General features: G+C 50.9%; 14 protein-coding genes and 2 pseudogenes. 3 read left to right on the forward strand and 13 right to left on the reverse strand.

The genetic code is table 11. The features are described from left to right. From HMPREF9412_RS04770 to HMPREF9412_RS04825, 12 genes and pseudogenes are all read right to left on the reverse strand, one after another. Positions 1-428: pseudogene (locus tag HMPREF9412_RS04770) on the reverse strand (sugar phosphate isomerase/epimerase family protein); the annotation flags it as partial. Between the two features lie 15 nt (positions 429-443). Next, positions 444-2114 carry an ABC transporter substrate-binding protein gene (locus HMPREF9412_RS04775; RefSeq protein ID WP_009590213.1) on the reverse strand — a complete coding sequence of 557 codons (1671 nt, stop codon included), beginning with the start codon at positions 2112-2114 and terminating at the stop codon, positions 444-446. A 31-nt stretch (positions 2115-2145) separates the two neighbouring features. After that, positions 2146-3042, reverse strand: coding sequence for a carbohydrate ABC transporter permease (locus HMPREF9412_RS04780; RefSeq protein WP_009590217.1), 897 nt, complete (start codon positions 3040-3042; stop codon positions 2146-2148). Between the two features lie 16 nt (positions 3043-3058). Further along, a complete protein-coding gene (locus tag HMPREF9412_RS04785) occupies positions 3059-3931 on the reverse strand; it encodes an ABC transporter permease (RefSeq protein ID WP_009590226.1) in 873 nt (290 codons plus the stop codon). A 197-nt stretch (positions 3932-4128) separates the two neighbouring features. Beyond that, a complete protein-coding gene (locus HMPREF9412_RS04790) occupies positions 4129-6444 on the reverse strand; it encodes a helix-turn-helix domain-containing protein (protein WP_009590212.1) in 2316 nt (771 codons plus the stop codon). 253 nt (positions 6445-6697) lie between these two features. After that, positions 6698-9364 (reverse strand): discoidin domain-containing protein, encoded by a 2667-nt coding sequence (locus tag HMPREF9412_RS04795; RefSeq protein ID WP_009590252.1) that lies wholly within the window; start codon positions 9362-9364, stop codon positions 6698-6700. 198 nt (positions 9365-9562) lie between these two features. Then, entirely contained in the window at positions 9563-11215 is a 1653-nt protein-coding gene (locus HMPREF9412_RS04800; protein WP_254664001.1) for an extracellular solute-binding protein, read from the reverse strand. Positions 11216-11235: 20 nt separating this feature from the next. Next, positions 11236-13596, reverse strand: coding sequence for a helix-turn-helix domain-containing protein (locus tag HMPREF9412_RS04805; RefSeq protein WP_009590271.1), 2361 nt, complete (start codon positions 13594-13596; stop codon positions 11236-11238). 212 nt (positions 13597-13808) lie between these two features. Continuing rightward, positions 13809-14930, reverse strand: a complete 1122-nt coding sequence (locus tag HMPREF9412_RS04810; RefSeq protein ID WP_009590284.1) for a glycoside hydrolase family 88 protein — start codon at positions 14928-14930, stop codon at positions 13809-13811. A 48-nt stretch (positions 14931-14978) separates the two neighbouring features. Continuing rightward, positions 14979-15860: a carbohydrate ABC transporter permease gene (locus tag HMPREF9412_RS04815; protein ID WP_009590233.1), complete on the reverse strand. Its 882-nt coding sequence runs from the start codon at positions 15858-15860 to the stop codon at positions 14979-14981. Positions 15861-15870: 10 nt separating this feature from the next. Further along, the gene (locus HMPREF9412_RS04820; RefSeq protein WP_009590236.1) at positions 15871-16794 is read right to left on the reverse strand and encodes an ABC transporter permease; all 924 of its coding nucleotides are present in this window, start codon (positions 16792-16794) and stop codon (positions 15871-15873) included. 60 nt (positions 16795-16854) lie between these two features. Then, complete coding sequence (locus HMPREF9412_RS04825; RefSeq protein ID WP_009590241.1) at positions 16855-18504, reverse strand: extracellular solute-binding protein; 1650 nt, start codon at positions 18502-18504, stop codon at positions 16855-16857. A 385-nt stretch (positions 18505-18889) separates the two neighbouring features. Between HMPREF9412_RS04825 and HMPREF9412_RS04830 the strand changes: the two genes are divergently transcribed. The 3 genes and pseudogenes from HMPREF9412_RS04830 to HMPREF9412_RS04840 all read left to right on the forward strand — a co-directional run bounded on the left by HMPREF9412_RS04830 (position 18890) and on the right by HMPREF9412_RS04840 (position 21676). Beyond that, positions 18890-20083, forward strand: coding sequence for a cytochrome P450 family protein (locus HMPREF9412_RS04830; RefSeq protein WP_009590248.1), 1194 nt, complete (start codon positions 18890-18892; stop codon positions 20081-20083). 276 nt (positions 20084-20359) lie between these two features. After that, positions 20360-20853 (forward strand): annotated as a pseudogene (locus tag HMPREF9412_RS04835) (DUF2243 domain-containing protein). 1 nt (position 20854) lies between these two features. Next, on the forward strand, positions 20855-21676 hold the full coding sequence (locus HMPREF9412_RS04840; RefSeq protein WP_009590238.1) for a cytochrome c oxidase assembly protein: 822 nt from the start codon (positions 20855-20857) through the stop codon (positions 21674-21676). Here the strand turns inward: HMPREF9412_RS04840 and HMPREF9412_RS04845 are convergent. Continuing rightward, a complete protein-coding gene (locus HMPREF9412_RS04845; protein ID WP_036671339.1) occupies positions 21673-22599 on the reverse strand; it encodes a VanW family protein in 927 nt (308 codons plus the stop codon). The genes HMPREF9412_RS04840 and HMPREF9412_RS04845 overlap by 4 nt on opposite strands. Between the last annotated feature and the right edge of the window lie 78 nt (positions 22600-22677).

Raw genomic sequence — 22677 nt, forward strand, 5'->3', positions numbered from 1 at the left:
GGCAGCGTAATCCGCGATTGACGGCAGCCTTCCACGATCATGTCCAAATGGGTTTCCACGTAATCGATGCCCATCTTCTCCGGCGGCAGCGTGAACGCTGTTACGTCATGCCGCATATGCTTCATTCCCAGCCGGCTGACCGTATCCACGTGGCGCTTGATCCGTTCGACTTCCGCATTGAAGTCGTCCCTGTTCTCCTGGACGAAATTAGCGGGCATGGAATAATTGGATAATGCGATGCCGGCTTCGGCCGCCCGTTCACGCACGGCATCGGCAAGTCCGGGATTGTCCTCCAGCGTAAAACCATAGGGCACGATCTCCATGTGCTGTCCGCCGTTCTCCGCGATCCAATCCACCACATCCAGCACCGTCATCTCGCCTGCACGGATAGCCGGCAGCAAGCTGTAGGTGCTCACACCAACCCTCATTGAATGATACCTCCTTTATTTGCTTCTTCCATCGTAAGCTTCCTGGTAGATTTCCAGATAGCGGGCCACATTCATGGCCTCCAGCTGCTTCACGTAGCTGTCCCAGTCTTTATCCAGATCGGCATCGCCAATCACGAAGCGTGCCATCATTTCATCCACGTAATCGTTGATCGTTTTGGACAGATCCGCTACCTCGGACGCCTGCTCGTTTGTCAAAAACAACGGCGGAACGGTGCTGACATCGGTTGGTTTGTAAGGTTCGTATTTATTTTTCGTCTCGTTGTACAATACGACTTCCAGATCGTCGTCTCCTTTGGCAACGGCGCTCAGGCGGAAATCATTTGTCCGCAAACTCGGGCCGGTTTGAATCCAGGCAATATTTTGCACCGTACCGTATGATTTTAGCTCAGACCAGACCGCAGGCTCCCCGTTGATGCCGACCTCTCCGTCCTTTGCTTCCCTCCATTCCTGGTCCGGACGGCCATAGACGCTGCGCAGCGTATGTTCCCGTTCGTACAGGCCATCTGCCCAGCGCAGGGCAAGCTCAGGATGCTTGGCCTTTTTCGTGATGACGAACGCACCCGGGTTTAATCCGGTGGAATCGAGAGCCGCATAGCGAACGCCGTTCGGTCCTTTGAGCGGCGGCACCGTCTTATATTCCAACCATCTGCCGCTTTCGCCGAGGAGTTGGGTAAATATACCCTGGTGGCCGCCGGTTGAAGCACCCAGAATGACCGTATCGGGATTCTCTCCGATCTGGATCAGCTGATTGTCATCCTGCGTGAATGACTCCGGAGCGAGCAGTCCCTCGGCATACAGCTTGTTCATATACCGCAACCCTTCCCTCCACTCCGGTTTGTTGAAGGCGACGTCGAGCTTGTCGTCTTTTATGAATATATGCTTGTAACTTGAGCCGTAAACCGGATTATAAATGAAAGAATTCAACAGGAACGCATCGATGGAGGAGCTCCAGGATTTCGGTGAGATCGACAGCGGAATCTCATCCTGGATTCCGTTTCCGTTCGGGTCCTGTTCTTTGAAGGCCTTCAGCACCTCGTACAGCTCATCGGTGGTTTCCGGCATCTTCAGATTGAGTTTCTTCAGCCAAGGCTCATAAATCCACATTTTCTGGCTCATGGAGCAGTGGTAGCATTCATTCACTTCCGGAAGCGCATAGATATTGCCGTCCAGCGCGGTAATCGTGGATTGGATCTCCGGATTATCCTGGAACAATTTCTTGGTGTTCGGACCCTGCTTCTCGATCAAATCATTCAACGGAAGAAAGGCGCCCTGCGAGCCGTAAATCATCTGCTGCGCCGGCGATATGTTCAATCCCAGGATGACATCGGGATAGTCCTCGCTGGCAAGAACGAGATTCAGCTTTTCCTGCATGCTCTGCTCCGGAACGACCTCCCACTCGATGTGCACATTCGTTTTTTCTTCGTACCATTTAGTGAAATCGTTCGTTTCGAAATTCTCAACCAGCGGATTTCCCCGCACCATCACCTTCAAAGTGGTTTTCTCTTGAACCAGCGGATAGGTTCCCGGTTCGGATAATGCGATTGCCTCGGTACCCGTATTTTGTGCTTCATCCGCGCCGTTCGGGCCCTGTGACCCGGTACAGCCTGCAAGAAGGATACTGAATGTGGTGATAGCACCCATAATAACTCGCGTTCTTTTTCTCATAACGTCCCGCCCTCCTGAAATAATGGATGTATTATCCTTTTAACGAACCGATCATGACCCCTTTGACAAAAAACTTCTGCAGGAACGGATAAACGATCAGCAGCGGAACTGATGTCACCACGATCAGCGAATATTTCAGCAGCTCCCGCAGCCCTTGCCGAGCCGCCGCGGTTTTGGCGTCTCCCAGCATTTCGATATTGACCTCGTTCTGCACCAGAATGTCGCGGAGCACCAGCTGCAGCGGGTACAAATCCGCGCTTTTTAAATAGATCATGGCGTTGAAATATTGGTTCCAGTGCCCAACGGCATAGAATAAAGCGATAACGGCCAGGATGGGACCCGAAAGCGGCAGCACGATGCGCCACAGGAACCGGAAATCCGTACAGCCGTCCAGCTGCGAAGCCTCCAGCAATTCCGTAGGGATTGTCGTCTGGAAGTAGGTCCGCATGATGATGACGTTCCACACCGACAGCGCGCCGGGAATGAGCATCGACCATACCGTGTCAATCATGCCGAGATCCTTCACCAGCAGGTAGGTCGGTATCAGTCCCCCATTAAACAGCATCGTGAACACAAACAGCAGCATGAACAGGCCGCGCCCCCGAAAATCTTTGCGTGATAGCGGGTAAGCCGCCATGACGGACAGAATGAGATTAATCGAGGTGCCTGCCAGCGTATAGAACAGCGTGTTCATGAAGCCTTTGGCGACCATCGTGTTTTTGAACACCGCACGGTACCCCTCGAGCGTCGGTTCGACGGGCCACAGCCATACCTTTCCCGATAAAACCGCGCTGCTGGAACTGAACGAAGCACTGACGACATAAATCAACGGATATAACACAACGATTAAGAAAACGGATAAAATGACGTAGTTCACCACCGTAAAAACGCGGTCCGAGCCGGATTCCTTCATGGCAGGTGATTGCATACATGTTCCCCCTTCCTTACCAAAGACTTTCCTGCTTCAGCTTTTTGGCCGTCTGATTCACGATCAGCAGCAGCACGAAGCCGATGATCGCTTTAAACAAGCCAATCGCCGTGGCATAAGAGAAATTCATCGCTTGGGATACCAGCCCAACCTTGTACACATACGTGTCGATGACCTCGGATGATCGCAAATTCAGCGCATTCTGCATTAACAGGATTTTCTCGAAACCGGTCTCCAGCATTTGACCCGTATTCAAAATGAGCAGAATGATGGCGATGGGCATAATGCCCGGCAGGTCAATATGGCGCATTCGCTGCATCTTCGAAGCGCCGTCTATGACGGCTGCTTCATGGAGTGCCGGATCAATGCCTGAAAGCGTTGCCAAAAAGATGATGCAGGAAAATCCGACGTTCTGCCAAATATGGGACCACACGTAGATCGACTGAAACCACGAGGCCTCCGCCATGAAATGATACGGACCTGCGCCGATCCAACCGAGCATCGTATTGATGAGTCCCGTTCTCGGGTCCATAAACTGCAGCATCAAGCCCACCAATACGACCAGAGAGATGAAATAAGGCGCGTATGTAACCATCTGGACGGTGTTCTTGAAACGCCGGTTTCTTACATAATTCAAACCAAGCGCGAGCAGAACGGGAAACGGAAAACTGGCTATCAGCGTGTATAAGCTGATCGAGAACGTATTCTTAAGCAAACGCCAAAATTCATGCGATTGGAAGAAACGTTCGAACTGGGCAAATCCGACCCATGGGCTGCCGTTGATTCCTTTCGTGACATTGAACTCTTTAAACGCAATCTGCGCGCCGTACATCGGCACATACTTGAATATGATGATGTACAATAACGGGAGCAAAAAAAGCGCGTACAATTGCCAGCTGCGGACGATACTCTTCCAGCCACTCAGCAGTTACCACTCCAATCTTCAATGGGATTCGTCCCGATCCGGTCCGTGATTGGAGTATATACAGCCGGCTTGATCGCGTAAATCTTCATGTTTCCGGTCGACTATTCAGAATTTTAGAATGGGCTGTTATTCATCAATCCGGTAGTACGCATTTCTTTAGATTAAGCATAATCTCCGGCCCGGTGAAGGCGTCTGTACTCGGTGGCGCTTATCCCGTTTACGCGTTTAAACGCCCGGCTGAAGGTGTTGAGTGACAAATAGCCGCAAGCTGCAGCGATGTCGCTGACCGGCTTGTCGCTTGTCGCCAACTCCCGTTTTGCCTCATCCATTCGGAGCTTCTCAAGATACTCCGAGAAATTCAAACCCGTCTGCTCCTTGAAGAAGTACGATACATAAGCTTCGGAAGTGTGGGTTTCCCGGGCGAGCGCGGATAAACTCAGATCGCTCTCCCCATAGTGCTTCTCGATATAGCTCAGCAGCCGGTTCGTTAAATGAGCATTATGGCTCTTCTTCCTCTCCTCGTTCTTCTGACAGAGGCGAACGAAAGCGGCATAGAGAATATTCATGGCTTCAGCAGGGGATACCTCGGGATTTAACGCTCGGATGACGGCATCCGTTTCCTCCGTTCTGTGGCTTCCATCATTCCCTGTCTGTTCGTTGCACTTCATCAGGGTACCGCTAAGCTCCTGGACAAGGAGCTTCTCGACGGCCATAGGCATTAGCCGATCCGACTTGTTCTTCTCTTTGATCTGCCGAAAAAGCTGCCTTGTCTCATCCAGATTGCCGGCCTTCACAAGCTGGATTAACCGCATCTCTTCGTCTGCCGGGTAATAATAGGAAAAGGCCGGCATTTCCATCTCGGCATGAAAAAAGATAGGAGACTTCTCGCTCCATCCCGCATGATGCAGAACAAACTTGGCCTCTCCGTAGGAACGATACAGCTCGGCAATATTGGACCGGAACTCGCCTACGGCCATGTACAGGCCCGTGCCGGAAATTCCAATCAAATGTTCATAAATCGACTGTAGATGTGCACGCATTTTTATCGTGAATTCCGCTTTGTCCGCTGCCGTTCCCGACAGGACCAGAACCAATTGATTTTCTCCAAAGTCATGCAGCAGCGCCCCTTCTCCGCATAATGATTGAATCCGGTCGCGGATGTTGATTTTGACAATATCGAGCTCCATCAGCATCTCTTCCATGAATGGCTCATGGTAACCTCGAATATGAAGCAGCGCCACCGCATGGTGAGATCCCCGAAGCTGGACCTGCGCGTGTTCCATGGCAGCCTCCAGCTCCTGCATCGACGTGAAGCCCCCTTTCAAAAGACGGTCAACCAGAACGTTTCGCAGCATCGGAATCTGCTCTTCCAACCGTTCCTTCAGCGAATCATGGCTTTCAACCAGCTCGGAAACGGAATGGCCGATATAATCAACGGCGTTACGCGAAGCAGCGTGAGCTGCTTCCGATCGGGTTGAAGGCAGCAGCTGAAGGATTTTGAGGAACGGCCTGCTGCTTCGATATGCCAAATAACCCGCTACGCCTAACCCCAGCAGCAGAGCTGTAACGAAGATGGTTAACGTCAGCTGCTTGATATAATATACCTTTTGGAGCACCACGGATTTAGGCTGGGCGGATACATAGCTCCATCCGTTGTACTCGGATGTGGATTGCGTAACAAGCATCTCCTGTTCATCCCATCGGATATGGGTATCGCCACTTTTTATGGGAAGCGCTTTCATGAAATCCTGTTCTTTCAAACCGATGGAGCTGATCAGGTTTCCATTAGGATCGGCTATATAGGCAAAGCCCTCTTGTTCCGGATCGACTTTGCGGAGCATGTCCTGGATCTGCCTATTGTTAATCAGGACCGTAACGACCCCGCTGCTGCTTTTGTTCCCGAAGGATTGCATATAACTCACGACGGAGTATGGTTTGCCTTCATAAACAACCGAATGTCCCGGCGTATACGTTTTATAATGATACTGCCCGAACAATGCTTGCCTCCATTCGCTTGACGATTGGCCTTCATAACGCAGCAGCAAACGATAATACTGGTCTGACGTATACACCTTGCGGGGAGAGATGACCATGCTGCTGTTCTTGTACGCGATGTAATAATCCACGATGAAATGATTAAACAGTTTGTAATTAAACAAGCTCTTTTCCAAATCCCACAGACGGTATGGGCCTGTGCCGGCAAATGGTTCTTTCTCGAATTGAAAGGATTGGATCTTGGATTCGCTCGACATCTGCCGTGCGATGTTCTCGATTTCGGCAAATCGCTGATCCAGCGCTTCCTTAATTTGCTGCAGTGCCGCAGAAGTGCTCTTTACCGTCTCGTTTTCAATCAGCTCCGATGTTTTCCCATAAGCAAACCATCCAACCAATAGGGAGCCTACCAGAATGACGGCATACGGTATAAAAAATCGAAACAACAGCCCTGCCTTCTCTCCCGAAACGGATTTCACCGGCATTTTCCCCCTTTCTTCCCTTCAGATATGATCCAATATATCAAAGATTGATGCGCGTAGTCAGTAGACCAAAAGGCACTGATTTCCCCCCTTATTAAGCGTCCGTAAACGCAAAAAGACCCGCGCGTGCAGATCCGATTTCTCCATTCGGGTTTACCCCGTACTTCCTAGCTTCGGCATATCCTATACCCGGCATATACGCAAGGGAAAGGGCATCCCGCTGCTGCATAAGCACAGCGGGATGCCCCTCTTCAGACTATTCTCCATGAACCCAAATTTCGACGATGCTGTTCCAGGTGTTGATCTCATTCCCTTGACCGACATAACGAATGTATTTCGCCTGAACCGGCGCAAAGGCAAAGGTTTCGTATGTTGCCTGTTTCTTGCTGGAAACGCTGCTGAGCACCTTCTGGTAGTTGACTCCGTCGGTTGATACTTCGAGATCAAAAGCATTCGATCGCGTATGCCCATTGTAGAACAGAATGCTGACCTGATCCACCAGCGTTGGCTGCTCCAGCTCCAACTGCAGATATTGCCCTTTGCCATCCGCGGACCACCTGGAATCCGGGTCGCGGTCCAGCGTGTGAATCGGCAGGTTGCCGTCGTCAGCGCTAGCGGTTACCTTTGCTACAGCGGCCAATGGTCCATCCGGTTCCACCATCGGTTCTTTGACTTCGAATCGTTCACGTGCTTCAACGGTCACGCCTTGAAAAACGCATCTCGCAATGATGTCGACCATGCCTGCTTTCGTTGCGTGGAATGTATTCCCTTCCATATGTCCGATCGTTTCATCACTTGATGCGTACGTTACGGGAATGTTCAAATCCGAGATTTGGACCACTTCCCCGTTATCAAGCGTGAGATAGGATGCCAGTTCACCGCTCCGCCCGGCACTAATTGCATTTCCGGCGACTCTCCACCCCGGAACGGCTTTGTTCGGTGTAATCGAGATATTCTCCGGCAAGACCGGCGTCGCCGCTACATTAAAATTCACCTTTACTTTCCGGGTATGCCCGCGATACGTTATGATAATCTCGCCTGTGCCGTCAGCTCCGCTCGGCTGCCTAATGCTGATTTTAGCATCCTTGGAAAAAGGCGTTGCTGCAATGACGGGAGGCTCCGTTGTTCCATATGGCAGCGTATGCGCATACTCCGTTCTTAAGAACTGCATGCCTGGTATGGCCTCTCCATCAATCAGCAGGGACTGCAAGCCCAGGTTGATCTGATCCATTCGATTCTTCGATTGGTCTTGATATAAGCTCTGTGGCGACAGACGTGTTCCTTCGCCGATTCCCTCAGCCATATCAAACGGCTGCGTGTTAGCATCCGGAATGGAACCGACAATATGGACGTTCACGCCTGTGACGCTGCCTTTGGTTCCGATCACGTATCCGTTACCGAATTGCTCTGATTCTACGATGACGCCGGGTTTGCTCCGGTGCGCCGCCTGGCCGGACGTATTCCAGAATACGCTCTCTGTGGTAACGACACCATGTCGGTTGGTCTCCGATGAGCCGTAGTCTCGTGTAATCGCCGATATCGCATCACCGTTAACGACCAGATTATCAATGAGATTCGCCATGCTGAGATACATGTGGAAATCGGTCAGCAGCGAAGGATTCTCAGAGTATGCACCCTGCAGGACATTCCCGTTCGCGGAGAAGTTGGCATACGTGAAGCTGTGTCTGGCTCCAACCGCTTTGCTGTTTTTGATGAGATTATCATTGCCGATGAACTGATATAAGTAACCGTTCCCGTTTGCCCCCCGGTACTGCGGGTACTGCATCGTCACATTATCGACGGTGACATTTTTGGTTCGGTCCAGTATGATCCCTTTGGACAGAATATGATAGTCTGTATTGCCGGAGGGCTTATAGGTGCTGATATTCCGAATCCAGCTGTTGGCCGCAGCCACGACATTAATTGCTTTGGCATTGTCGCTTTCATATCCGGCCGTTCCGATGACCTTGAAATCATCCTCGCCAAGCCCCGGCTTGGGATTCTGAACGTTGGCTATCGAGAAATCCTCCAAGCCGATTTCGGCGATCGGATCTTCCGTCCGGCTAATGGTAATATGGTCTCGGAGTTTCAACGGATACCGGGTAGGAATATCCAGGGTTAGGGTTTTATTCGCGGAATCCACGGCAACGATTTGCCTGTAGAATAACGGCTCTACCTTGCCGAGACGGGAAGACCATTTGTTCTGCATGCCGAGTTCAGACAAGAAACCCGGGGTCGTTTCGAACGTGATCACCACGTAATCGTTCACCGCGAACCCGCTGGTATCCTCAACGGGCAAGAGCGCGGTGGGATCGGTAAGGGATTTTCGAAGCTTCGTGGCAGCCCCTGTTTTCTTCCAATCTCCGCTGCTGACACGGATGATATCCTTGTTCTTCATGTTTTCCTGCGCATTATAGATATGGGTCTTGTTCATGCCGTCGCCTTTCAAGACAACATGGCTTGCCGATATGTTCAATGCATAATCCTTACCGGGCTGCGGCGCCACCCGATAAGTGCCTTTTGGAAGATACACGACACCTCCACCAAGCAATGAAGCGTCATCGATCGCTTTTTGAATAGCCGCCGTCGAATCGCTGCCGCCGGACGAATCCGCATGATACGGCGCTTTTGTCACATCGATCCGCTTGTTCTTTTTCGTTCTTGGAATCTCTTCTTCCCCGCGCTGATAACCGGCATAGGAAAAGTCATGCAAAAATCTTCCCTGCTCATCTCGATATCCCGGATACCAGTTCTTAGGATAGAGTCGGCTTCTGCCATCCTTGTCCAATGACATCCCCTCACTTGCGCTCCCTTGCGATGGTTGTTGATCCTTCATCAATGCCTGAACCTCATTCGTTGCCGGTACGGACATTCCAACAGCTAACGTCAGCGCCAACACTAGGAAGGGCCATTTTCTTCTCATTGCCTCATTCTCCTCCTTGATTACGATTTATTCGGATGTGAACGGTTACAACAACCTGTGTTTTGCACCTCCCATCGCTGCTCAGCAGATTCACGGCAAAGCCATGTCGGTATTTCACCATTGATTGTAGGGCATGGACGAATCGGGTCCTATGATCAAAAACTACATTCCGATGCCCATTTCCTCCACTGACGGGCTTTACCTGGCAGAAACGGCCTGATTATAGCGATCTAAAGCCTGCTGCTGGATCTGTATGGCGCGATCGATTTGGAGCGACTTCATCTGTTCCACGAACATATCAAAGGATTCGACCGGTTCCGTGCCAAAAATAATCTTCAGCGACATCTCATCCACAACCTTGTTCACTTCCTGCATGATGACCGACATTTCCGTGTTTTCCTTCTCGGTTTTGGGCAGTGTTGGCAAGCTATGCAGCGCCGCATCTGTGCTGGACCATAATCGAACCGCCTCCTTCTGCTCCGGCAAATTATAGTACTGTTCCATGTAACGCGTATCTTGCACAAACGGGCCGAAGTAGCTGGCTCTGGTATACATCGCGAGAGCTTGGGCAGGCGCCAGCTTATCGGGATTCTTCAAGATGGTGTCGGTATACGCGGGATAGCCGTCCTTCATCACATAACTGACTCCCTCGATGCCGAAATTAAACAGCAAATGACCCTCCGGCCCATAACCGTAATCCAGCATGCGAGCCGCCTCCTCGACGTGCTGGCTGTTGCTGGAGATTGCGACTCCCCCGATGGAGCCTATAGCTGGGGCGAGCTGGCCGAATTTCGGTCGGTCACCTTTATTCAGGACAGGATAAGGCGCCGCAACGAGCTCCGCCGATGGGTCGTTTCCTTGCAGAATAGGCAGCCAGGTGCCGATGCCTGCGCCTGCATTCCATATGCTTGCACCGCTGCGGCCGATGATCATGCTCATATCCTGCGTTTCGGAATCGACCGCAGCCAGATTTTTATCGATGAGGCCTTCCGCATACCAATCGCGGAACAACGTCAGAAATTCCTTATATTCCGGTTCTTGGGCTCCGAATTTAATCTTGCCGTCCTCGTGGTAAAACCCTTTCTTGATACCGTAAGCTCCGATAAAGCCGCCGCCTTCGATGCCGAACAGCGGATTCGGTACGCCCAGGAAAGTCAGCGGTGCTTCAGCACCCTTCCGTTCCTTGAAAGCGGTCAAGACCGTATGCCATTCGTCGATCGTCGTTGGCACTTTAAGTCCAAGCTCGTCCAGCCAATCCTTACGGATGATCGGGCCTTGGTAGGTACGCAGCTCGTCGTCTCCTTGAATGAACGGAAAAGCGTAATAACTCCCGTTAGCCGTCCGGATCTGCATGTCGATATCCGGATGCTCGTTCAGGTACTGCTTCAGATGGGGTGCGTATTGATCGATAATGTCGTTCAGCCGCAAAATATAGCCGTCATTGATCGCTTTCTCCGGCCCGCCCGGGTAGTTGATCCATTCGTATTCAATCATGTCCGGCAGCTCTCCGGAAGTAAGCAGGACGTTGATCGCTTCTTTCGCTTGGTTGGTTGGCGGCTGGATGAAATGAAGCTTGATTCCGGTTCGGTGCTGCCACTCCTGAAAGAAAGGCACTTCGTTGAAGCTGGACTTGATGCTTGCGGCATTACCGTTCAGCTCTGCCCAGTACGTTAATGTCAACTGTTCATTCATAGCAGGAATGTGGGGCGCTTGCTGTTTAGAAGGAGCCGATCGGTTACTGGTCTTATCGACCGAATCCGTTCCTGACTGTTCGCATGCCGTCAACAGGCTGGTGAGCGCAATGAATACAACCATCAATGCTATCCGTGAGCATTCTCTCTGCAGCTTCATACGCATGCCTTCTCCCTTCATTAATGGATCTCTTTGTATTTGCCGGGCGTAATGCCCTCGTATTTCTTGAATACCCGGATAAAAGTCGCCGCATCGTTATAACCGACCAAGCGGGATATTTCGTTGATCGATTCCTGCTTGTGCCGGATCATTTCTTTGGCTTGTTGGATCCGATATTTATGAATGCAGTCGAGCAGGCCTTCGCCTGTTTGATTCTTAAAGAGCTTGGACAAATAACTGCCCTTCAGTTCGAAATGCTCGCCGATCGCGTTGACGTTCAAATTCGCATCATCATAATTGCACGCAATGTATGACGTAACCTGCTCGACGAGATGGCGGATGGCGTCCTCCCGCTCTTGGGATACGTTGTTTACGCGCTTCTTTGCGGCGTAAGCGCAAACTTCCTCAAGCAGAGCCTGCAAGGCTGTCTGCATTTCCTGAATGGTGTCACAAGCTAGGATGTCGTCAATCCGCTGCGAATAGTTGGCCAATGTACTGTTCTCGCTGTCGCCCAGCTCATTCATGGTCTTGATCATCGTGCCGACGAGATTAAATATAAGACATCTCGCCAACGTCAGCGACATCACCGGCTTATCGAAATTTCGCTGCGTGATCTCTTGCATGTAGGCGCTAGCCTGGCCGATGTCTCCGGCCTTAATGAAGTTAATCAACTGCTGCTCCACCTGAAGGGGATAATCGTACCCGAACGAATCTTCTTCTAATGCATCGCTTCGAATGTCTTTATAGGTAATGATACCTTTCTTGCCGAGCACCATTTTATATTCCATCGCATCGACGGCTTCTTGATAGGCCTCCGCAATGCCGATCCATGACGAATGTAGTCCGCTGATGGAGACCGTCAATTCCATGTCATACCGGTCCAAGAAACGCTGGGCTTCCGCCGCAATGGTATGCAAATCGTGATGCCTGTCGGGAGAATCCGCTTTCAAATCCACCAGGCAGACCATCATATCGTCTACTTCGGCTACGTACCCGGCATGGCCCTGCTGAAGGGATAACTCCTCCACAACGTTGGAGATGATGAGGTAGATCAATTTATTTCTTTCATTGATATCAATGCCCGGCAGCTTTGCATACAGATTCTCCTCATTCTCGATCACGAACAGAATGACGGCGAATTCGCTGGAATGGAGCGGCATTTGAAAGGATCGGAAGGCTTCTTCGTAAGGAACCAGCGTGTCCTGCTTTCCTTTTAACAGCCGGTTGATCATATTGGACCGGAGCACATGCTGATGTTTTTGCAGCTGCTGGGCAATTTCGTTATTCTCCGATCTCGTGTTCATGATGACCTTCTGAATAAACCGAAGCTCGTTGCGTTCAGCGGGCACGTTCTGCGTGCCCTTGTCCTTCAACAATTCCACGAGCTGCTGGATCGGCGAATAATTCCGACGCATGAAGAACCAGGTCAGCACGCCGGCGCCGATCAGGCTTACCAATATGCTGATATAGGTGAAATTTCGGACATAGACGGCTTTTTCCCAGTACAATCCGCTGGGGATGATTAAGGCATACTTCAAATCCGACACCGAGGAGTCCATGTAAAACAGCTCTGATTCGCCGGCCCTCGATTGATCCAGCAGAACCCGGCTTCCGTCCATAAAGGGCATCATCTCCTCCGATCCCGGTCGATTGCTCATCAGTATCTCGTTGTGCTGATTCAGGATCATCAGCGTCCCGCCGCTAAAACCCGATATGCTCTCAATCGCTTCCTGAAACCGGCCGGTATCCGCCATTACCACGACCGTTCCGGTCTCCTGTCCATTCAGATCGTGCGGCAGCTGAGTAACGTAAGCGATGGAAGATTCGGCCGGAGCCGCATTCAGATGCGGCAGGAGCATAAATTGATTCGTTCCCGCGCCGAGGATCCGTTCCCTCCATGCGTCATAAGCTAGCGCTCCCGTATTATGTATCGTATGGAATGCCGTTTTCATATCCCGGATATTGCCTGAACGTAGAACGGAGTTGTCTTTTTTCCACACCACATAGAATTCGTCGATGGATGCGTAAGACGTTTTATATAAGCGAAACTCCTTGACCAATTGGTAAGCGGTATAGGGGGCTTCCTTAGCCGGTTGATTGGAATACATCAGCGTTTGAAGTGTCGGGCTCCACGTCATCTCCATGTTGAGCCGCTTCATGAGATCGATCTGCGTATCGATGGTGTATCGCATCTGCTTCAGCAAGGAATCGTTTGCCCGATGAATTTCGCTCTTCAGCGTATCGTTTGCCTGCGCGTAAATGACCAGGCTGATCAGAATCGGGACAAACAGAACGGCACTGTACGATACGAGCCAGGTCACGATAATGCTTTCCCGTTTCTGCCATAAATATTGAATGCTCAGCAACAGCTCATCACCCATATCCTCGTATATTGTCTGTGTGTAGATCAGGTGTTTATTATACGGCAAGAGCTTGCTTTGGCATATAGATAAAAAGTTCAATTCGATTGACAAAAAGACGATCCGTCAATCGGATGTGCCACAGCCACAGCACAAATAGCCCGGATAGACGGCGAACGCCTAACGGGCTTCCTATGCTCACCGGCAGGGATTCATTCCGGTGCCATGCGTGATTAGAATATTCGATGCTGCCAGCCGTTTAATTTCGCAACAGCTTCCACGTAAAAATAGTCGCCGTAAATGAGGGACACGTTCACGTTCTGCCCTGCCGGTTTATGGCTGGTGCCTTCGCGCAGAATGCCTTCATGCTTAGGGTCGTTCCAAGTTCCGTAACATTCGTGCAGCATTGATAAGATGCGTCTTGCTGCAGCCCCGTACAGCCCTCCTTCCAGTTCATGCAGTGCGTGCGCAAGTTCCAGCAGTCCCGATGCGGCGATTGCGCCGGCCGAACTGTCCCGTGGAATGTCCTCTTCTCCTTCTTGCCCCGCCCGAAAATCCCAAGGAGGCACGACATGGTCGGACAGGCTGGAAATGAAGAAGTCAGCGACGCGCTGCGCGGCTCCCAGATAGGCCGGGTCTCCCGTATATCTATACGTATTCGTTAGACCGTAAAGTGCCCATGCCGCACCCCGACTCCAAGCGGAATCCGGCGCTGCCCCCTGTCCTCCGATGGCTTCTGCTCGTTCACCGGTCACCGGGTCAAACCGGATGATATGATGGACGGAACCGTCTTCCCTTATGAATTGTTTCATCACCATATCCGCATGGGCTCTTGCGATATGAGCGAACCGGGGATCGCCGCTTTCCTCCGATGCCCAGAAGAGCAAGGACAGGTTCATCATGGTATCGATGATCGACCAGCCGTGCTTATCGCCGTTCCACGCCCGAATGAAACTGCCTTGGGCATTGAACCGGCCCGCCAGAAAATTGGCTGCGAACAAAGCGCGCCGGGCGGCATCCGCATCTCCCGTCAGCTTGTATTTGATCGCTGCGGTCGGCAGGAATTGAAAGCCTACATCATGGTCGAAATAGTGATTCTCAAGGAAGCGCTCTGACAGTCGTGCATCCCAATCCCAAGCTGCATTCTTGTATCTCTCATCGCCGGTCATATCGTATACGATCCATAGAATTCCCGGCCAAAAGCCGGAAGTCCACCAATCGAGCCTCATGTTGTCGTAGATGCCGTTCGCACCGGCTGCGTGCGGAGATTTGTCTCCGATCGCCTCCAGCATTCGATCCGTTTTGCTCTTGATCTGGTTCCAAACTTCCTGCCTATTCTCCATTACCTTATTCATTTATGCTAGACCTCCTCACCCTTCATGCGATTTAAACGATTCAGGGGATTAACCTTTCAATGATCCGACCATGACGCCTTTGACGAAATATCGCTGCAAGAACGGGTAAATGCACAGAATCGGTATTGTAGCTACCATAATGGTTGCATACTTAATGGTTTCCCCGATCTGGAACCGATCCCCCGCCGATGCGCCGGCCGACATGCTCTCCGTGGAATTGGCGATCAGGATTTCGCGCAGCACCAATTGAAGCGGAAACAACTCGCGGCTCTTGATAAACACCGATGCGTAGAACCAGCCGTTCCACTTATCCACCGCATAATACAGAATCATTACAGCAATGACAGGCATGGATAACGGAATAATGATCCGGAACAGAATCGTGAAGTGATTGGCTCCATCAATCTTGGCCGATTCCTCCAAGCTGTCCGGGATGCCCATGAAGGACGTTCGCATGATGATCAGATTGAACGTGCTGATGGCGAACGGCAGAATCGTTGACCACAAGGAATCCAGCAGGCCGACTCCTTTTACGATTAAATACAACGGAATCAGCCCGCCGCCGAAAAACATCGTGAATACGATAAAGAACATGAACACTTTGTTCCACATCACGTTTTTGCGGGACAGCACATAAGCTCCAAGAGCCGTCATGAAGAGGTTGACGATGACGCCGAACACCACGATGAACAACGTGTTCCGAAAGCCGATGCCGATGCCAGGATTCGCAAGGACGCTCTTGTAGGCATCCAGGCTGAAGCCGATCGGTTTCCATAATAACCCTTTGTTGGCCAACAGCTGTGACGAGTCGCTGAATGACGCAAACAATACATAGAGCAGCGGATACAACGTGGCAATGACAAGCAAAATCAGAAATGTATAATTAACGACATTAAATATCCGATCGAACCAACCGCTTTCCTTCTTCAAAATTACCACCTCACCATAAGCTGTTTTGACTCACCCTGCGGCTGATGTAATTCGCCGAAATGAGGAGCACCAGATTGATAACCGAGTTGAACAAACCGACCGCGGAGCTGTAGCTCCATCCGAATTCCAGCAATCCCTTGCGGTACACGAAGGAAGAGATGACATCAGCCGTTTCATACGTGACCGGATTATAGAGGAGAATGATTTTCTCGAATCCGACGTTCAGCATATTGCCCATCCGAAGTATGAACATGATGGTAATGACGGGCAAGAGACCCGGAAGCGTGATGTAAAACATCTGCTTGATGCGGCTCGCTCCATCCATGCGAGCGGCCTCATACTGCTCCAAGTCGATGCTCATCAACGCGGCGATGTAGATAATGGATTCCCAGCCGATACGCTGCCATATCTCGGATAGGACGTAGATGGGCCTGAACAGCTCCGGCTTTTGCAGCATGGCTTGACCGTCGTATCCCAGCATCATGAACAGCCGGTTGATTAATCCGTCGGCGTTGGTGAAGTCCGTAATAATGCCGCAGATCACGACCAGTGATATGAAATAAGGCATGTAGGTTATCGTCTGGACGACCCGTTTGAACTTCTTCTTGCGCACTTCATTGATCAACAGCGCCAGAATGATCGGTGCCGGGAATTCGAAGACCAGCGTATACAGGCTGATGAGAATGGTGTTCTTTAAGACGCGCAGAAAATAATAGCTGTTGAAGAATTCCTCGAAGTGCTTGAGTCCGACCCAATCGCTTTCCAGAATCCCCTTCATCGGAGAATAGTCTTTGAAGGCAATGATCGCGCCGTACATCGGACCGTAATGGAAAATAAGGTAATAGCCGATGACGGGAATCATCATGATGTACAAATACTTGTTCATCACGAAGTCCCGGATGAACCGGCTCTTGAAGGACTGACGATCGTTCATGATGTAGGGTTTCACCTCGTTTCAAATGGGGAGGGCAGGAGCGCCCTCCCCTTGTATTGTTTACCGGTTGTTGTAACGCTCCAGCGCTGCGGCCTGAATCTCGATGGCACGATCGAGATTCAGCGACTTCATTTTGGCCACATAACCTTCGAATTCATCCACCGATTCGTTCCCCAGAATGATCTTGATGGTCATCTCATCCACAAGCGTGTTGATGTCGTTCATAATCGTTGCGTATTCAGAACTCTCTTCCGGCGTTGGTGTAATCGGAGGCAGGCTGTATTTGGCTGCATCCGTATTCTTCCACACTTCAATCGCGTCCCGCTGGGTTTGCAAGGCAAAGAACTGCTCCGCGTAACGCTTGTCCTGGACAAACGGTCCGTTATAGCTGCTGCGGGCATACAGCGATATCGCCTGGGCCGGAGCCAGTTTATCCGGGTTCTTCATTAACAGATCCGTGAATTTCGGATCGTCGCCTTCCAGATTGTAGCTGACGCCCTCCTCACCGAAGTTGAAGAACATATGCCCTTCCTCACTGTAGCCGTAATCCAGCATGCGAACGGCAAGCTCCGGATCCTCCGCCGCAGTCGTGATGGCGACCGTCCCCTCCGAGGCATAGCCTTGGTTGCGTTGGCCGAATTTCGGCACGTCGCCCTTATTCAGCACCGGGTACGGGGCTGCTACTAGGACCGCATCCGGATCGTTTGCCTCCACCAGCGGCTGCCACTTCCCGATGCCTCCCCCGGCGTTCCCGACGGTAGCCCCGGTAGCGCCGGACGCCATGTTTCCATCAACGGCTTTGGTATCGGCTGTTGCGATGTTTTTGTCAATGAGTCCTTCCTTGTACCAAGCCTGGAACAACTTCAAATACTCTTTGAAACCGGCCTCGGCCGGGCCGAATTTGATCTGCCCGTCTTCCTGGTAAAATCCGCGATTCACGCCGAATGCCCCGATAAAGGCACCATTCCCGGAATCATTGAAAAATCTTGGCTTGCTCACCACCGAGAACGGAGCGGCTGCCCCTTTCTTCTCTTTGAACGCCCGTAAGGTTGTCGTCCACTCATCTATCGTTTCCGGAACCGGAAGACCCAGCTCGTCAAGCCAATCCTTGCGGATGATCGGTCCTTGGAAGACGCGAAGGTACTCATCACCGCGGATGAACGGGAATACATAATAACTGCCGCTATCGGTTTTGACCATTTTGTCGATATCCGGATTCTCCTCCAGGTACTTTTTCAGGTTTGGCGCATATTGGTCGATCAAATCGTTCAGCTTGAGGATGTAACCGTCATTAATTGCTTTTTCCGGCCCCCCCGGAAAGTCTCCAATGAAGTTGTACTCAATCATGTCCGGCAAATCCCCGGAAGCGAGCATGACGTTCAGGGATTCTCGGACCTGACCCGTAGGCGGAGCTGTGAATTCCAGCGGAACCCCGGTTTTCTCCTGCCATTTTTGAAAAAACGGAATTTCGCTGTGCGAATTTTTGACCCCGATCAGATTGCCGTTAATCTCGCCCCAATACGTAAGCTTCTTATCCGTTTGGATCGGATAAGTTGCTGCCTCCGCTTCGGTTGTACCGCTAGGGTTCGTTCCCGCAGCTCCCTCTCCCTTATTGGTTTCGCCCGCATTGCCGCCTCCGGACGAACAAGCCATGAGCATCGTGCCTAATAACAAAATGATCAAACTCGTGGATAGCGTTCTTCTTCTCATTGACCTTACCCTCCAACCTTTCGAATGTTTGTGTCTATCTCAGATTAATGGAGGACCCGCTGGGGTGATATTCGCAAAACATACAACGGCATGTTGATTTCTTCTTAAGCAAATGATGATTTATACAATGCGATTGGCAATTTGCAAAAAGGCTTGGACAAGAGAGCTCCCTGATTCCACGACAGGTGGCATGTAAACCAGCAAATTAAACAGACCATGCGGGAATCACATGATCTGTTTATGGGCAACATGCACGGCTACACCGGAACGACGAATGGATTGAAGGAACTGGGGACTGTCGTCAATTCAACCGTAAATTGGTTATCCTTATCGCTATCCCTTATACTGGATAAGAAACTATCATTTTCGAGAGGAGACCATACCGATGAATGTGAACGAATCTCTGAAAAATGCGTTGTTTACCAAGGAATTTACCCATAATCCTTATCCGGTGTACGAGAAATTGAGGCAAAGCGATCCCATTATGAATCTGCAATTTCCGGATGGTCGTCATGGGTGGCTGATCAGCAGTTACGCTGAAGCCGTCGAAGCGCTCAAGGATGGCCGGTTCAGCAAGGACGTCACGAAGGCAATGGGCGCGGAACAGACCAGCGTATTCAGCACGAACATGCTGTTCTCCGATCCGCCGGATCACAAACGGCTTCGCGGATTGGTCCAGAAGGGTTTCACGCCGCAGAGAATCGCGGATATGCGCAGCCATATTCAAGAGATCGCGGATAACCTGTTGGATGCCGTCTCCTCCAAAGACACCATGAATCTTATTGACGAATATGCCTTTAAGCTTCCCATTATAGTAATAAGCGAGATTCTCGGCGTACCTGCCGAGGATCAGGACAAGTTCCGGGTATGGTCCAATTCCATCATCGGCGCTTCCAATCAGGAAATGAACGAGCAGGTCGTCCAGCATATGAACGAATTCATCGATTATTTAAAGGACTGGTTCGCCAAGGTTCGCGAACTGCCCGGCGACGATATGATCAGTCAACTGGTCATTGCCGAGAACCAAGGCGACCGCTTATCCGAACAGGAGTTATACGGCGTCGTTACCCTGATGATCATAGCCGGTCATGAAACGACGGTGAACCTGATCGGCAATGGCGTGCTTGCATTATTGGAGCATCCGGAGCAGCGGAAGCTTCTGCAGGAACAGCCGGAACGGATTCATGGCGCCATTGAGGAAATGCTTCGCTACAACGGTCCCGTTGAATTCAGCACTTCCCGATGGGCCGCGGAGGACTTGGAATTTCACGGCGTCCATATGAAAAAAGGCGACTTGGTTGTCATCGCCCTAAATTCCGCTAATCGCGATTCCGCACAATTCGAGGATCCCGATCTGTTCGATATCACCCGGGAGAAGAGCCAGCACTTAGCCTTCGGCAAGGGAATACACCTCTGCCTCGGAGCACCGCTCGCCAGGCTGGAAGGTGAAATCGCGATTAACACGCTCCTTCGCCGCTTTCCCGATTTCGAGCTTCAGGGCAATATCGACGAGCTGGAATGGAGGCCGGGTATGATCGTGCGCGGCGTGAAGGAGATCCCCATTTCACTTCGTTCTTAAAAACCAGCAGAATATATTTACACCTAGTAAAAAGGCGAACCCTAAAAGTGGTTCGCCTTTTGTTTGTGGATATTTTAAATACAGTTAACATATAAAACATTATGTAAACTATTAAACTGATGAACAACCAGCTTTAGTCATTTACCGAAGCGAATAACATATATATCACTCGTTTTATCCACCCGGTGTTCAAGTTATTGATATGGTAATAATGGGTAAACTTAGAAAGTATCACTCTGTAAAACGATGGACTGCGGAATTTTATAACGGAAGAGGATGAGACGAATGAAGTCTTCTAAAACCCATAAAAATCAAACACAGCGCTCAAACTACGCCGAACGCAACCTGTGGGCCGGCATCTTGTTCGGGTTAGGGCTGGTCGGATTTATCGATGAGGTGGTATTTCACCAATTGCTGCATTGGCATCATTTCTACGATAAGTCTACGAGCGATATCGGCCTTGTCTCTGATGGTCTGTTTCACGCGTTCAGCTGGTTTGCTACCATCGGCTCCTCGTTCCTGATTGCCGATCTGCACCGAAGGAATGCGTTTTGGGCTAAACGGTGGATTGGAGGCATTCTGTTAGGCGGTGGCGCTTTCCAGCTGTACGACGGCATCATCCAGCACAAGTGCATCAGATTCGTTATTACGTCGATATAAGACCCTACGACTGGGTCTGGAACCTGATTGCTGCCGGCATGATCATCGCTGGCATCATACTCATTGTACGAACTCGAAACCGCGTTCCTTCCCGGAAGGCCGCATCTTAAGATGAGTAACCATTCGATTCATCATCATGGTGCCGGAATATTCGAAGGCGCTGCTGTGTGGCACCCTTGGGAATGGATTTTGAGTTTCTTCCTCGCTGGCCTAATTCTGCTCTATTGGACAGCTGCTGCGGTTTCCAATCGACGCCACCGCATATGGCCTGCCCATCGTTATGTTTGCTGGATTGCGGGATTGACCTGCATAGGTTTGTCGCTGGCAGGCCCGTTGGCCTGGCTTGCCCCTGCGTATTTCCCGGTGCATATGCTTGGGCATTTGCTGCTCGGCATGCTCGGGCCCCTGCTGATTGCGTTTTCTGCTCCAATGACGCTTCTGCTTCGGTCAATCAGCGTGCTGTTCGCTAGAAGGATAAGCCGATTGCTTAAGAGCAAGCCCGTCCATTTTATCGCACATCCGTTGGTGGCAACCTTGTTGAATATCGGCGGATTATGGACCCTCTATACCACCGGGTTGTTCACGGCCATGCATCAAAATTTAATTCTTCATATAGCCGTTCATTTTCATGTGTTCGCAGCCGGATATCTATTTACGGTTTCTTTGATGTACGTGGATGTGGTTCCCCACCGTCGAAGCTTTCGGATTCGTGCGTTCATCCTGATCATTGCCATGGCGGGACACGGGATACTCTCCAAATACTTATATGCCCATCCGCCCGAAGGCGTCCCTTCAGAGCAGGCAAAGCTTGGTGGAATGCTGATGTATTACGGCGGCGATGCCGTTGATCTCATTCTCGTGTCGTGGTTGTGCATGCAATGGTATAGGTCGTCCCGTCCGCGGCCGGCATCGTTTCATCCAATCTCGGATTAATCGCCGCCGCTTACCGGATTATGCTTGGTGTCACTGGTCTCCTCCGGCAGGCTGTTGGATATGCTCGGTACATTGCGCGGCTTATATTCAATGAGTTCCGAAGAGTATATGGCTACGGTCATTCTTCCCCCGTTCCCGAATGCCCGAATAAGGATGGGTTGATTATAGGCGTTCTCAAAGACAAAATCCGGGCCTCCCCAGCTTACCGTAGCGTCTCGGCCAGGCAGCACGTAAGGGACGTTCCGGCTGTGAGAGTAGCGCTTCACAATCTGCAAACCTGCACGGTCAATCGCATTATACAGAGTCGAAGAAACCTGACAGATTCCGCCCCCCACTCCTTCGGACAATTCGCCTCTTACGATAACGCCAGCACGTTTGTACCCCCTATCCACCGTTCTCATACCGACGACCTGATTGAACGAGAACGTTTCTCCGGGGAATACGACTGCGCTGTCAATCGCTTGAGCAGCCAACGCGATGTTATGGGAACGATTTTTGTTATTGGAATTAAAATAGGTTACATAGTAGCCGATCGGCTTGACGCGAATGGAAGCCAGAAGCTCGGTATCCACCTTCGGGTATATTGGATACCTCGGCGCTTCGATGGAAGTAGACCCGGTGCCGTACCAATACGAGTAGTATTGTTCCAATAGCTTGCGTCGGTCCAGTCGATGGCCGTTCTGACCAGGAATTATCTGTCCGCTGCTGCCAATCTTGGCATTTCGGGCTTCCATATAGGTCTTGCGATCAAGTTTATCCACCCATTGATCGTATTTGTCCATATCCAGCAGCGGGAACACATCAAGCGCATGTTCGCTTCGATTCACGCTTTCCATGACTTTGCCTTCCTGGGTAATCGTTAAATTGTCGTTCTCCGGTTCAGTCCCTTGCAGGAGCATGAACAGTAGGCTTATGACCGACATCCATTTCAAGTGGGTTCACCTGCTTTATCTTTGTGTATTCCTCGTCTTCGTGCGTTTTTCCTGCTTTGCCCGTTTACA

This window comes from Paenibacillus sp. HGF5, from assembly GCF_000204455.1.
Taxonomy (GTDB): domain Bacteria; phylum Bacillota; class Bacilli; order Paenibacillales; family Paenibacillaceae; genus Paenibacillus_AQ; species Paenibacillus_AQ lautus_A.

What these genes read in the sequence shown, in the direction of transcription:
- HMPREF9412_RS04775 (WP_009590213.1), bottom strand. Translation starts at nt 2,114, where the DNA reads ATGAGAAAAAGAACGCGAGTTATTATGGGTGCTATCACCACATTCAGT.
- HMPREF9412_RS04780 (WP_009590217.1), bottom strand. Translation starts at nt 3,042, where the DNA reads ATGCAATCACCTGCCATGAAGGAATCCGGCTCGGACCGCGTTTTTACG.
- HMPREF9412_RS04790 (WP_009590212.1), bottom strand. Translation starts at nt 6,444, where the DNA reads ATGCCGGTGAAATCCGTTTCGGGAGAGAAGGCAGGGCTGTTGTTTCGA.
- HMPREF9412_RS04795 (WP_009590252.1), bottom strand. Translation starts at nt 9,364, where the DNA reads ATGAGAAGAAAATGGCCCTTCCTAGTGTTGGCGCTGACGTTAGCTGTT.
- HMPREF9412_RS04800 (WP_254664001.1), bottom strand. Translation starts at nt 11,215, where the DNA reads ATGAAGCTGCAGAGAGAATGCTCACGGATAGCATTGATGGTTGTATTC.
- HMPREF9412_RS04805 (WP_009590271.1), bottom strand. Translation starts at nt 13,596, where the DNA reads ATGGGTGATGAGCTGTTGCTGAGCATTCAATATTTATGGCAGAAACGG.
- HMPREF9412_RS04810 (WP_009590284.1), bottom strand. Translation starts at nt 14,930, where the DNA reads ATGAATAAGGTAATGGAGAATAGGCAGGAAGTTTGGAACCAGATCAAG.
- HMPREF9412_RS04820 (WP_009590236.1), bottom strand. Translation starts at nt 16,794, where the DNA reads ATGAACGATCGTCAGTCCTTCAAGAGCCGGTTCATCCGGGACTTCGTG.
- HMPREF9412_RS04825 (WP_009590241.1), bottom strand. Translation starts at nt 18,504, where the DNA reads ATGAGAAGAAGAACGCTATCCACGAGTTTGATCATTTTGTTATTAGGC.
- HMPREF9412_RS04830 (WP_009590248.1), top strand. Translation starts at nt 18,890, where the DNA reads ATGAATGTGAACGAATCTCTGAAAAATGCGTTGTTTACCAAGGAATTT.
- HMPREF9412_RS04840 (WP_009590238.1), top strand. Translation starts at nt 20,855, where the DNA reads ATGAGTAACCATTCGATTCATCATCATGGTGCCGGAATATTCGAAGGC.
- HMPREF9412_RS04845 (WP_036671339.1), bottom strand. Translation starts at nt 22,599, where the DNA reads ATGTCGGTCATAAGCCTACTGTTCATGCTCCTGCAAGGGACTGAACCG.